Origin of the sequence: Amycolatopsis oliviviridis (assembly GCF_014654365.1) — a bacterium.
GTDB classification, from domain to species: Bacteria; Actinomycetota; Actinomycetes; order Mycobacteriales; family Pseudonocardiaceae; genus Amycolatopsis; species Amycolatopsis oliviviridis.
In genome coordinates this window covers 183,066-195,837 of sequence record NZ_BNAY01000010.1, presented here as the reverse complement: position 1 = coordinate 195,837, position 12,772 = coordinate 183,066, and the positions used below count along the sequence as shown (strand labels likewise).

Sequence of the window (12,772 nt, the reverse complement as noted above, 5' to 3'; positions counted from 1 at the left end):
CCGGCGACCTGGTTCAGCCGGCGCGCTTGACTACGAGTCGAGTGAAGCTGAGTCGAGTCCAGTGGCGCACGGCGACAGGCTAGCACGCCCCGCCGGAATGCCACGAGAGCCGCAGCCGGGGCCCTTGCTCGCGGACGTGCGTGATCGAGCCGCAGTCGAGGTCCAGCTGCCGCTGCCGTTCCGCGACGAACGCCCGGCCGAGGCCGATGCGGTCCGAAGTGGACAGTGTGCGCCGGAGTTCGTTCAGCAGTCCGCGTTCTTCCGAACGGATATGCGCGTCCACTGAATTCTCCAGTGTCACCAAGGCTTTCTCGGAGTCCGCGGATTCCAGTGCGGCCAGCAGCTCTTCCGCGAAGCCGCTGTCCGTCCCATCAGGACGGATGATCCTTTCCGACGCGGTGGCATGGGCGACCAGTGACGCCGACAGTTCCGCGACCAGCGCCGGACGGTCGGCCTCGTCGTTGCGGAGGTCCCGGAAGAGCTGCTCGATCCGCCGGTGATCGGCCAGGACGACCTCGACCAGATCGGAACCCGGGGGAGCGGCCGTCGGCCCCGGGCGCATCCAGCCGAACGTCAGCTCCACGGCCTGCCGCCAGTGCGCGTACTCGCTGTCGCGGCGGGCGGGGTCCATCGAAGGCAGCCATTGCCCGGCGCGGTGCCAGTTCCGGCGCAGGCCCTCCAGATCCGGCCAGTACCCGACCGAAAGCCCGGCCGCGTACGCCGCGCCCAGCGACACCGTCTCGGCGACCATCGGGCGGACCACCGGCACGTCGAGGACGTCGGCGACGAACTGCATCAGCAGGTTGTCCGCGGTCATCCCGCCGTCCACCTTGAGCGTCGAGAGCGCCAGCCCCGAATCGGCGTTCATCGCGTCGACGACCTCGCGGGTCTGCCAGCCCGTCGCCTCCAGCACGGCCCTGGCCAGGTGTCCCTTGGTGATGTACGACGTCAGCCCGGCGATCACGCCGCGGGCCTCGCTGTGCCAGTGCGGCGCGAACAGGCCGGAGAAGGCCGGCACGATGTAGCAGCCGCCGTTGTCCTCGACCGTCCTCGCCAGCGTCTCGATCTCGGGCGCGCTGCCGATCAGCTCGAGCCCGTCCCGGAACCACTGCACGAGCGACCCGGTGACCGCGATCGACCCTTCGAGGGCGTACACGGCGGGTTCGTCGCCGATCTTGAACCCGACGGTGGTCAGCATGCCGTGCGTGGAGTGCACCGGCGTCGGGCCGGTGTTGAGCAGCAGGAAACTGCCCGTCCCGTACGTGCATTTCGCCTCGCCGGGCGCGAAGCAGGTCTGGCCGAACAACGCCGCTTGCTGATCGCCGAGCGCCGCCGCGATCCGGATCCCCGGCACCACCCGCGACGTCGTCCCGTAGACCTCGGTCGACGGCCTGATCTCCGGCAGCATCGCGCGGGGAACGTCGAAGAACTCCAGCAGTTCGTCGTCCCACGACAGCGTCCGCAGGTTCATCAGCATGGTGCGCGAGGCGTTGGTGACGTCGGTGACGTGGACGCCGCCCTCCGGGCCGCCGGTCAGGTTCCAGATCAGCCAGCTCTCGACCGTCCCGAACAGGACGTCGCCGCGTTCGGCGCGTTCCCGCAGGCCAGGGGTCCTTTCGAGCAGCCAGCGGATGCGGGGTGCGGAGAAGTAGGTGGCCAGCGGCAGCCCGCACAGCCGCCGGACGCGGTCCGCGCCCGGCTCGCGGGCGAGCTGTTCGAGCATCGCGTCGGTGCGGGTGTCCTGCCAGACGATCGCGCGCCCGACCGGGTTGCCGGTGTGCCTGTCCCACAGCACCGTCGTCTCGCGCTGGTTCGCGATGCCGAGCCCGACCACCTGCGCCGGTTCGGCGCCCGTGTCGGCCAGCGCCTGCGGCACGATCCGGCCGACGTTGCGCCAGATCTCCGTCGCGTCGTGTTCGACCCAGCCTGGCCGGGGGAAGTGCTGCTGGTGTTCGCGCTGCGCGACCGACACCAGCCTGCCGCGCGCGTCGAACAGGATGCACCGGGTCGAAGTGGTGCCCTGGTCGATCGACATCACGTAGCGCTGGACCACGCGAGCACCTCCATCACCATCGGGACGCGCCGAGATCGCGGGAGACCGCCCGTGCCGCGTCGCGCACGTGGCCGAGCAGCCGGGGGATCGGGCTGCCGTCGGCTTCACAGATCCGGTCCGCCGCGCCGGACACCCCGATCGCGCCGACCACGATGCCGCCGTGCCCGCGGATCGGCGCCGCTATCCCGGCCTCGCCGGAGATCATTTCGCCGTTCTCGCTCGCCCAGCCCGCCTCACGCACCTTGCCACAGGCGCGTTTGATCGCGGTCTGGGTGATCAGGGTCCGGCGGGTGTAGGCCTCCGGCCCGCCGGTGCGCAACGATGCCACGAGACCGGTGTCGTAGGCCAGAAGTACTTTTCCGAGTGCCGTCGCGTGCAGCGGCAGGAGCGTGCCGACGTCGAGTGTCTGCAGGCTGTCGTCAGGCCGGAACACGTGGTGTACCACCAGGACCCGGCCCTCCAGCGGTGCGCCGATCCGGACGGCCTCGCCGCTGCGCGCGGCCAGCGCGTCGGCCCAGTTGATCGCGCGTGACCGGAGTTCGTTGACGTCGAGGTAACTCGTGCCGAGGTGCAGCAACGCCGCGCCCAGTTGGTATTTCCCGGTGTCGCGGTCCTGTTCGACAAAGCCGACCCCCTGCAGGGTGCGCAGGATGCCGTGCGCCGTTCCCTTGGCGAGTTCGAGGGAATCGGCGATCTCGCCGACCCCGAGACGGCCGGAACCTCGCGCCAGCAACCGCAGGATCGCGGCGGCGCGCTCGATGGACTGGATCGGACCGGGCACGGCCCAACCGTAGCCCGACCGGCCCTGATTCGACAATGTCGAACATCGTCTTCGGACGTTCGACAATGCCGACCGGTGTCCGTTGACCCGGGGTTTCCGCGAACTTAACTTCGGCCTCAACAGGGCAACGGTGTCCTTTGTGGAGGAAGCAATGGTGCGAAACCTCAAGGCTCGCGGACTCGCGGGCGAACTGGCGGCGGAGTTCGTCGGGACGATGATCCTCATACTGTTCGGCTGCGGGGTGGTGGCTCAGGTCGTCGCGGGCGGCATCGGTGACCACGACAGCATCGCGTGGGCGTGGGGGATCGGTGTCACGCTGGGTGTCTATGTGGCTTCACGGATCAGTGGCGCGCATCTGAACCCCGCCATCACCGTGGCACTCGCGGTGTTCAAGGGCTTCTCGTGGCGCAAGGTCGCCCCGTACGCCTTGGCGCAGACCGCCGGCGCGTTCCTCGGCGCCCTGCTGGTGCGCTGGAACTACACCGAGGTGCTCAACGCGGCCGACCCCGGGCTGACGATCAAGACCCAGGGCGTCTTTTCCACCCTTCCGGGTAACGGAACCCTGCCGGTGGGTGACTGGGGCGCGTTCCGCGACCAGATCATCGGCACCGCCATCCTCGCCTTGGTGATCTTCGCCATCACCGACCTCCGCAACACCGCGCCCGCCGCGAACCTCGCGCCCGTCGTCGTCGGCTTCCTCGTGGTCGCGATCGGCATGGCCTGGGGCACCAACGCCGGCTACGCGATCAACCCCGCCCGCGACTTCGGCCCGCGGCTGATGTCCTGGCTCACCGGCTACGACACCGCGTTCACCGACCAGTACGGCTATCCGTACTGGTGGATCCCGATCGTGGCGCCGATCGTCGGCGCGGTCATCGGCGGCGCGATCTACAAGTTCTTCATCGAGCGTTACCTCCCCAGCGATCCCGCGCCGGAAGCCTTGCCCGCCAAGGACCTCGAAACCGCCGCCTGAGCCGTCCCGATAGGAGAAAAGCCATGCCTGACTACATCGGCGCCGTCGACCAGGGCACCACCAGCACGCGGTTCATGATCTTCGACCACGGCGGCAACGAGATCGCCCGCCATCAGCTGGAGCACGAGCAGATCCTGCCGAAGCCGGGCTGGGTCGAGCACGACGCGACCGAGATCTGGGAGCGGACCCGCTCGGTCATCGCCACCGCGCTCAACAAGGCGAAGCTGACCGCCGCCGACCTCGCCTCGCTCGGCATCACCAACCAGCGTGAGACCACCGTCGTGTGGAACCGCCGGACCGGGCGCCCGTACTGCAACGCGATCGTGTGGCAGGACACCCGCACCGACCGGATCGCCTCGGCGCTGGAACGCGCGGGCAAGGGCGACGTCATCCGGCGGAAGGCCGGTCTCCCGCCCGCCACCTACTTCTCCGGCGGCAAGCTGCAGTGGATCCTGGAGAACGTCGACGGTGTCCGCGAAGACGCCGAGAAGGGCGACGCGCTCTTCGGCACCACGGATTCCTGGCTGATCTGGAACCTCACCGGCGGTCCCGACGGCGGCGTGCACGTCACGGACCCGACCAACGCGTCGCGCACCATGCTGATGGACCTCGAAACGCTGGAGTGGGACGACGAACTGCTGTCGTTCTTCGGTGTCCCCAAGCAGATGCTGCCGTCGATCCGGCCGTCGTCGAACAACGGTCACTTCGGCGTCACCCGCGCGGACGGCCCGCTCGGCGGCGAGGTCGCCATCACCGGTGTGCTCGGCGACCAGCAGGCGGCGACCGTCGGCCAGGTGTGCTTCCGCCCCGGCGAGGCCAAGAACACCTACGGCACCGGCAATTTCCTCCTGCTCAACACCGGCCACGAGGTCGTCCGCTCGAAGCACGGCCTGCTCACGACGCTGGCCTACCAGTTCGGCGACGACAAGCCGGTCTACGCGCTGGAAGGCTCCATCGCCGTCACCGGTTCGGCCGTCCAGTGGCTGCGAGACCAGCTGGGCATCATCAGCGGCGCGTCTCAGAGCGAAAGCCTCGCCCGGCAGGTCGAGGACAACGGCGGCGTCTACTTCGTCCCCGCGTTCTCCGGGCTTTTCGCGCCGTACTGGCGTTCCGACGCGCGTGGCGCGATCGTCGGCCTCACCCGCGCCACCACCAACGCGCATCTGGCGCGGGCGACGCTCGAAGCGATCTGCTACCAGACCCGCGACGTCGTCGAGGCCATGCAGAACGACTCCGGAGTCACGCTCGACGTGTTGCGGGTGGACGGTGGCGTGACCGCGAACGAACTGTGCATGCAGCTGCAGGCCGACATCCTCGGCGTGCCGGTGTCGAAGCCGGTCGTCGCCGAGACCACCGCGCTCGGCGCCGCCTACGCGGCGGGGCTGGCCGTCGGGTTCTGGAAGTCCACCGACGAGCTGGAACAGAACTGGAACGAGGACAAGCGCTGGGAGCCGTCGTGGACGGACGAACAGCGCGCCGTGGGCTACGCGGGCTGGCAGAAGGCCGTCGGCCGCACGCTCGACTGGGTCGAAGTCGAGTGAGCCCGATGAACAGGAGGAAGACAGTGACACCCGTACCGCTTTCCCCGGTCTACCGCGCCGAGACGCTGCGCAAGCTCGCCCGCGAGGAGATCGACGTGCTGGTCGTCGGCGGGGGAGTGACCGGTGCCGGCGTCGCGCTCGACGCGGCGTCGCGCGGGCTCTCCGTCGCGCTCGTCGAGGCCCGCGACTTCGCCGCCGGGACGTCCAGCCGGTCCAGCAAGCTGATCCACGGCGGGCTGCGCTACCTGGAGAACCTGGACTTCAAGCTGGTGCGCGAGGCGCTGAAGGAACGCGGCCTGCTGCTGCAGACCCTCGCGCCGCATCTGGTGCGGCCGGTGAAGTTCCTGGTGCCGCTCAAGCACCGGGTCTGGGAGCGCGGGTACATCGGCGCGGGTGTCACCCTTTACGACACCCTCGGCGGGGCTCGCGCGCTGCCGCGGCACCGGCATCTGTCCAAGCGCGGCGCGGGCAAGGTCGCGCCAGGCCTCGCGGACGACGCCCTGATCGGCGCCATCCAGTACTACGACGCCCAGGTCGACGACGCCCGCCACACGATGACGATCGCGCGGACCGCCGCTGAACAGGGCGCCTCCGTCCTGACCCGGGCGCGCGTGACGTCGTTGATCCGTGACGGCGAGCGCGTCGTCGGCGCCAAGGTCGTCGACCGCGAGAGCGGCGCGGAGATCGAGGTCCGGGCGAAGACGGTCGTCGCGGCCACCGGCGTGTGGAGCGACGACATGGCGGAAGCGGCGGGCATCCCCGCGCCGTTCACCGTGCGCGCGTCGAAGGGCATCCACCTGGTGGTGCCGCGCGAGAAGATCGACCTGGACACCGGGCTGATCCTGCGCACGGAGAAGAGCGTCCTGTTCGTCATCCCGTGGGGACGGCACTGGATCGTCGGCACCACCGACACCGAATGGGACCTCGACCGCGAACACCCGGCGGCCAGCCAGGCGGACGTCGACTACGTGCTCGGTCACCTCAACGCCGTCCTGCGCACGCCGATCACCGCCGACGACATCGAAGGCGTGTACGCCGGGCTTCGGCCGCTGCTGGCTGCGAAGGCGACGTCGACGACGAAGCTGTCGCGGGAGCACGCCGTGGCGCATCCGGTGCCGGGTCTCGTGATCGTGGCCGGCGGCAAGTACACGACGTACCGCGTGATGGCCGCCGACGCGGTCGACGTCGCGGTGGAGGACCTCGGCCGTCCGGCGCCGTCGTCGTGGACCGAGCGGCTCCCGATCGTCGGCGCGACGGGCTACCACGAGATGTGGGGCGCGCGGCACTCGCTCGTGCAGCGCACGGGGCTGCCGATCGGCCGGATCGAGCACCTGCTCCAGCGCTACGGAACCGCGATCGAGGACATCCTGGAGTCCATCTCGGAGCGTCCCGAACTGGGCGAGCCGATCCCGGGGACGGCGGATTACCTCAAGGCGGAGGTCGTTTACGCCGTCTCGCACGAGGGCGCGCTGCATCTGGAGGACGTCCTGACGCGCCGCACCCGGATCTCCATCGAGGAGCGGGACCGCGGGGTGACGGCCGCGCCGGTGGTGGCCGGGTTGATGGCGCCGCTGCTGGGATGGGACTCGCACAAGCAGGAGCGCGAGGTCGCCAACTACCTCGCTCGGGTGGAGGCGGAGCGTTCCGCGCAGGCCCAGCCGGACGACGAAGCGGCGAACGCCAGCCGTCTCGCCGCTCCGGCGCTGCTGCCCAGCTGATCCTCGAGTACATGAAGGCCCCCTTGCTTGCGCCAGGCGCAAGCAAGGGGGCCTTCATGTACTTGTCGCCTACTTGAGCCAGTCGAGGTAGCGGGTCGCGGCGATGCGGGCGCCGTCCTTGGTGGTGAGGACGTCACCCTTGACGGCGGCGAACATGCCCGCCGTCTCGTCGTTGGCCACCGAACGGGTGTCTCCCTTGGCGGACAAGGTGATCCGTCCCAGTTCGTCCAGCGGGTAGACGTCCGGGCCGCCGACGTCGAGGGTGCCGTTCAGCGGCTTTCCCGCCGAGACCTCGGAAACCGCGGCGGCGACGTCCGCCGCGGCGATCGGCTGGATCGGTGTGCTGGGCAGGCGGACCGTGTTCTCGTCGGCGGTCCAGGACAGGACCGCGTCGACGAATTCCATGAACTGCGTGGCGCGGACGATCGAGTAGGGGATCCCGCTTTCCTTGAGGATGTCCTCCTGCAGCGTCTTCGCGCGGTAGTAGTCGAGTTCGGGGACCTGGTCGACGCCGACGATCGACAGGATCACGAAGTGCCCGGTGCCCGCCTTCTTCGCCGCGGCCACGAGGTTGTCCATCGACGTCCGGAAGAACGCGGGGGAGGCGTCGTCGAAGGTCGGCGAGTTCGTCAGGTTGACGACCACGTCGGCGCCGTCGAGTGCGGCGTCCAGGCCCTGGCCGGTGAGGAGGTCGACCCCGGTGGACGGCGAATGCGGCACCGCCTCGTGCCCGGCCTCGTTGAGGTTCCGCACGACCTGCGAACCGATCAGCCCGGTGCCGCCGATGATCGCGAATTTCATGACCCTGTGCCCTTCCTCGACCGGCGCCCGCTAACTCGGACACCTCATGTCCGAGATCTTACTCGGATATATTGTGTCCGAGTCAAGAGGCGGGTTAGAGTAATCCGGGTGAAGATGTCCGGCGGAGTCGAATGGGCTCTGCACTGCTGTGTCGTGCTGACCTCGGTCGACGAACCCGCGCCCGCCGCGCGCCTGGCGCAGCTGCACGACGTCTCGCCCAGTTACCTCGCGAAGCAGCTCCAGGCCCTTTCTCGGGCCGACCTCATCCGGTCGGTGCAGGGAAAGGCCGGCGGCTACGTCCTCACCCGGCCGCCTTCGGAGATCACGGTGCTCGACGTCGTCGAGGCCATCGACGGGCCCGGTCCGGCCTTCGCCTGCACGGAGATCCGGCAACGCGGCCCGATGGCTACGCCGCCCGAAGCGTGCACCGCTCCGTGCGCGATCAGCCGCGCGATGGCGAACGCCGAAGCCCAGTGGCGGGCGGCGTTGCGCGCGGTCACCATCGCGGATCTGGCCGACGACGTCAGGGGTGACTACGGTCCGGGTGCGCTCGCCGGGATCGGCGCCTGGTTCAAAGAGTCGTGAGTGGCGAGTGCCGCTAGGGCCAAGGGCGTTTTGAGTACCTGCTGGGTTCTGGCCACGATCAGTCGCGGTTCGGGTCCGTGAAGGCCTCCTTGCCTACCCGGAAGGTAGTGAAGGAGGCCTTCGCTACCGTCGTGATCGCCCCGAGCGCACCAGCAGTCACAACAGTCACAGTGGCCGCGCGTGAAGGCCCCCTTCACGCGGCTCAGCCGAGGAAACTCGACCTTCACGCCCGGCCGAAGTACATGATGGCCCCCTTCCTTGCGCCTGGCGCAAGGAAGGGGGCCATCATGTACAGCAGGCGGGCAAGCGCCGGGACCGAGTCGGATGGGTGGGTCGTGAGTGGCAAGTGAGGTTAGAACGACACTTGCCACTCACGAGCCCTGGAATCGGTCCAGATGCTCACTGACCCACTGCGCGAACGTCCGCGCCGGACGTCCCAGCACCTGCTCGACGGTGTGGTCCACGGTCCTCGCCTCCATCGGCGGATCGCTGTGCCATCCGACGACGTATTCGGCGTCCGCCACCGGGACGCCGTCGGCCAGCAGCCGGTCGATCGCCTGCTGCCGCGAGATCTGCTCCAGGCCGATGTCTCGGCCCAAGGCTGCGCCGAGGACCGCGATCCGTTCACGCGTGGTCAGCGATTCCGGTCCGGTGAGGTTGTAGACCTTCCCCGAGTGCCCGTCCTCCGCGAGCGCGGTGGCGGCGACGGCGCCGATGTCCCCCTCGTGCACCACCGCGCTGGGAAGGTCGAACGGCTCGCGGACGACGCCGTCGGCGCGGACGGAGTCGGCCCAGGTCAGCGCGTTGGACATGAACTCCTGCGGCTCCAGGCGCGTCCACTCCACCCCGGATTCGGCCATGGCCTGTTCCGTCGGCCCGACATAGCCGCCCCATACGATGGTCATCCGCCGCACGCCCGCGTCCACGGCGCGTTCGACGAGTTCGGCGCCGACGTCGGCGAGTCCCGCGGTCGCGGTGATGTGCAGCCGGGTGACGCCGTTCAGCGCGTCGGTCAGCGTTTCGGGTGCGGTGTGCGTGCCTCGCACCAGTTCGACGCCCGGCGGGAGCCTGGCTTCGGCGGGGTTCCGGCTGAGCGCCCGGACGCGTTCCCCTCGGCGGACGAGTTCGGCCACCACGTGGCGGCCGGTGTTCCCGGTGGCCCCGGTTACCAAGACGGTCATGGGTGATTCCCTTCGTTTTCCGCGAAGGTAGAAGCTCGATCAAGATGGAGGTCAAGCGAGCCGGTCAGGAATCGAGAAGCACCGGAGCTCCCGGAATCCCTAGCGTTTCCGCCACAGGCAAACGACTCCCAGGAGGTTCTCGTGAGCAAGCGGATCCGGACGTTCCACCGGTGGACGTCTCTCGTCTTCGTCGCCACCGTCATCATCTGTTTCGTCGTCCTGGCGCTCGGCAGTTCGGCCCAATGGGTGCTCTACACGCCGCTGCCGCCGCTCTTCCTGCTGATGTTCAGCGGTCTGTACCTGTTCGCGCTGCCGTACATCGCCAAGCGGCGCGGCGGGCGGCGCGTGGCCGGGTGACTTGTCAAGTCTTATTTTATGGCAAAAATTAACAGTCCCCGTACCGGCCGGAAACTCTTGACGCCGCCGCCCGGTCCGGTGAAGATCGGCCGGTCCCCGCCTTCCGCAGAATGGACCAGACCATGGCAAGACGTCCTCGTGCGCGCCGAAGTCCGCTCATCGCCTTGCTGAGTCTCACCCTGCTCGGCGGGGCACTGGCGGCCACACCCAACGCCGTCGCCGCCGAGCAGCCCGTGATCGGGAAGCCGGCGCTCGACCGGGACGGCTGCGCCCGGATCGAGAAGAGCCTGCCGACGCTGGCCGACTGGCCGAAGGTCGAGAGCCGGTTCAAGGGCAAAGGCGGTGACGAGCAGCGGATCGCCGAGATCCTCAAGGGGATGACCCTGGAGGAGAAGGTCGGGCAGATGACCCAGCCCGAGATCGCCGCCATCACCCCCGACGAGGTCCGCCAGTACTCCATCGGCTCGGTCCTCAACGGCGGCGGTTCCTGGCCGAACAAGGACAAGCACGCGTCCCAGCAGGACTGGCTGAAGCTCGCCGACTCCTATTGGGACGCGTCGAAGGCCGGCCGGACGAAGATCCCGGTGATCTGGGGCATCGACGCCGTGCACGGCAACAACAACGTGTACGGGGCCACCGTCTTCCCGCACAACATCGGCCTCGGCGCGGCGCACGACCCGTGCCTGGTGCGCGACGTCTCCGCGGCGACGGCCCGGCAGATCCGCGCCACCGGCCAGGACTGGGCGTTCGCGCCGACGCTGGCCGTCGTGCGGGACGACCGCTGGGGCCGCACCTACGAAGGGTTCTCCGAGGACCCGCGGATCACCCGGGCCTACGGCTACGAGGCGATCAACGGTCTCCAGGACGGCTCGACCAAACGCATCGGCTACAACGGCGTGATCGGCACCGCCAAGCACTTCATCGGTGACGGCGGCACGCTCAAGGGACAGGACCAGGGCGTCAACCCGTCGTCCGAGGCCGAGATGATCAACGTCCACGGCCAGGGCTACTACGGCGCGCTCGCGGCGGGCTCCCAGACCGTGATGGTGTCCTTCAACAGCTGGACCAACGCCGAACTCGGCATCGACGAGGGCAAGCTGCACGGCAGCGACAAGGCGCTGAACCAGATCCTCAAGGGCAAGATGGGTTTCGACGGCCTCGTCGTGTCCGACTGGAACGGCATCGGCCAGGTCCCCGGTTGCACGAACTCCTCGTGCCCGCAGGCGATCAACGCCGGCATCGACATCGTGATGGTGCCGAACGACTGGAAGGCGTTCATCACCAACACCGTCGCCCAGGTCAACGGCGGCCAGATCCCGGTCTCGCGGATCGACGACGCGGTGACCCGCGTCCTGCGCGTCAAGCTGCGCTCCGGGCTGTACGAGTCGCAGAAGCCGTCCGACCGTTCCTACGCCAACTCCGACGAAGCGCTGAAGGAGACCTGGCTGGCGCGTGATGCGGTCCGCTCGTCGCAGACGCTGCTGAAGAACAACGGCAACGTGCTGCCGCTGAAGCCGAAGTCGAAGGTCCTGGTGGTCGGCAAGAGCGCGGACAGCATCCAGAACCAGACCGGCGGCTGGACGCTGAGCTGGCAGGGGACCGGCAACACCAACGCCGACTTCCCCAACGCCACGTCGATCCTCGCCGGGCTCAAGCAGCAGCTCGGCGACGTCAACGTCACCTTCGACGAGAAGGGCGACACCGACCCCAAGGGCTACGACGCGGTCATCGCCGTCATCGGTGAGACCCCGTACGCGGAAGGCGTCGGCGACCTGACCCGCAAGACCCTGGAAGCCTCGAAGCTTTACCCCGAGGACCTGGCGGTGCTGGACAAGGTCCGCGGCAAGGGCGCTCCCGTCGTCACCGTCTACGTCGGCGGCCGCCCGCTGTACATGAACAAGGAGATCAACCGCTCCGACGCGTTCGTGGCGGCGTGGCTGCCCGGTACCGAAGGCGGCGGTGTCGCGGACGTCCTCGTCAAGGGCGGTTTCAAGGGCACCCTGTCGTACTCGTGGCCGAAGAGCGCGTGCCAGACGCCGCTGAACCCGGGCTCGGCGGACTACGACCCGCTGTTCAAACTCGGCTACGGCCTCAAGACCGGTCAGCGCGTCACGATCGGGCAGCTGGACGAGACCGCCGGTCCGGTGGCCTGTGGTTCGACCGGTGGCGGCGGCACCGCGACCGAGGACCTCGAGGTGTTCAACCGTACCGATGTCGCGCCGTACAAGGGTTTCATCGGCTCCGCCGAGAACTGGGGCGGCACCGAGATCGGCCCGGACGGCACCGCCTCGCACGCCGAGATCTCCGTCGTGCAGTCCGACGTCAACGTGCAGCAGGACGGGCTGAAGTCGACCTGGACCGGCACCGGCCCGGCGCAGCTGTACTTCCAGAACCCGGCCGGTACCAACGATCTGCGTGGATACCTGAACGCCGACGCGGCGCTGGAGTTCGACACGGTCGTGCACGAGGCTCCGGCCGGCCGGACGGTGATCAGCATGCACTGCGTCTACCCGTGCTTCTCGGAGGTGAACGCGACCAAGCTGTTCACCGACCTGGCGGGCGCGCCGAAGTCGACGGTGAAGATCCCGGTGTCGTGCTTCGCCAACGGGCTGGACCTGGAGAACGTCAACACGCCGTTCCTGGTGTACACCGACGGCAAGTTCTCCGCTTCGTTCGCGAACGTGCGGTGGGTGCCCAAGGGCGCGCAGGATCCCGATGCGAGGTCTTGCTCCAGTTTGGGCTGATCCTCGGTAGTCAGAGATGTCATGAAAGGGGCGTTCAG

Annotated in this window: 10 protein-coding genes; 6 read left to right on the top strand and 4 right to left on the bottom strand. The window is 68.7% G+C overall.

All coding sequences use genetic code 11. The annotated features are described in order from the left end of the window. Positions 1 to 79: 79 nt before the first annotated feature. Positions 80 to 2,053, bottom strand: coding sequence for a glycerol kinase GlpK (gene glpK / locus IE302_RS35010; RefSeq protein WP_191258735.1), 1,974 nt, complete (start codon positions 2,051 to 2,053; stop codon positions 80 to 82). A gap of 13 nt (positions 2,054 to 2,066) precedes the next feature. Then, entirely contained in the window at positions 2,067 to 2,834 is a 768-nt protein-coding gene (locus tag IE302_RS35005; RefSeq protein ID WP_093937206.1) for an IclR family transcriptional regulator, read from the bottom strand. A 151-nt stretch (positions 2,835 to 2,985) separates the two neighbouring features. Between IE302_RS35005 and IE302_RS35000 the strand changes: the two genes are divergently transcribed. Genes IE302_RS35000 through glpD form a run of 3 tightly spaced genes read left to right on the top strand, consistent with a single transcriptional unit; the run spans position 2,986 to position 7,066 of the window. Continuing rightward, positions 2,986 to 3,807: an MIP/aquaporin family protein gene (locus IE302_RS35000; RefSeq protein WP_191258734.1), complete on the top strand. Its 822-nt coding sequence runs from the start codon at positions 2,986 to 2,988 to the stop codon at positions 3,805 to 3,807. A 23-nt stretch (positions 3,808 to 3,830) separates the two neighbouring features. Further along, positions 3,831 to 5,348: a glycerol kinase GlpK gene (gene glpK / locus IE302_RS34995; protein WP_191258733.1), complete on the top strand. Its 1,518-nt coding sequence runs from the start codon at positions 3,831 to 3,833 to the stop codon at positions 5,346 to 5,348. Positions 5,349 to 5,353: 5 nt separating this feature from the next. After that, positions 5,354 to 7,066 carry a glycerol-3-phosphate dehydrogenase gene (glpD, locus tag IE302_RS34990; RefSeq protein WP_191258732.1) on the top strand — a complete coding sequence of 571 codons (1,713 nt, stop codon included), beginning with the start codon at positions 5,354 to 5,356 and terminating at the stop codon, positions 7,064 to 7,066. A 69-nt stretch (positions 7,067 to 7,135) separates the two neighbouring features. Here glpD and IE302_RS34985 read toward each other — a convergent pair whose 3' ends face one another. Continuing rightward, the gene (locus tag IE302_RS34985) at positions 7,136 to 7,867 is read right to left on the bottom strand and encodes an SDR family oxidoreductase (protein WP_191258731.1); all 732 of its coding nucleotides are present in this window, start codon (positions 7,865 to 7,867) and stop codon (positions 7,136 to 7,138) included. Between the two features lie 114 nt (positions 7,868 to 7,981). On the opposite strand from IE302_RS34985, the gene IE302_RS34980 reads away from it, so the two are divergent. Then, complete coding sequence (locus IE302_RS34980; protein WP_191258915.1) at positions 7,982 to 8,452, top strand: RrF2 family transcriptional regulator; 471 nt, start codon at positions 7,982 to 7,984, stop codon at positions 8,450 to 8,452. Positions 8,453 to 8,823: 371 nt separating this feature from the next. On the opposite strand, the gene IE302_RS34975 is transcribed toward IE302_RS34980, so the two are convergent. Beyond that, complete coding sequence (locus IE302_RS34975; RefSeq protein ID WP_191258730.1) at positions 8,824 to 9,633, bottom strand: NmrA family NAD(P)-binding protein; 810 nt, start codon at positions 9,631 to 9,633, stop codon at positions 8,824 to 8,826. 141 nt (positions 9,634 to 9,774) lie between these two features. Here IE302_RS34975 and IE302_RS34970 point away from each other — a divergent pair, with 141 nt between their 5' ends. Both IE302_RS34970 and IE302_RS34965 read left to right on the top strand, forming a co-directional pair. Then, a complete protein-coding gene (locus tag IE302_RS34970; protein ID WP_191258729.1) occupies positions 9,775 to 9,990 on the top strand; it encodes a hypothetical protein in 216 nt (71 codons plus the stop codon). 167 nt (positions 9,991 to 10,157) lie between these two features. Then, positions 10,158 to 12,734, top strand: coding sequence for a glycoside hydrolase family 3 protein (locus IE302_RS34965; RefSeq protein ID WP_191258914.1), 2,577 nt, complete (start codon positions 10,158 to 10,160; stop codon positions 12,732 to 12,734). Positions 12,735 to 12,772 lie beyond the last annotated feature (38 nt).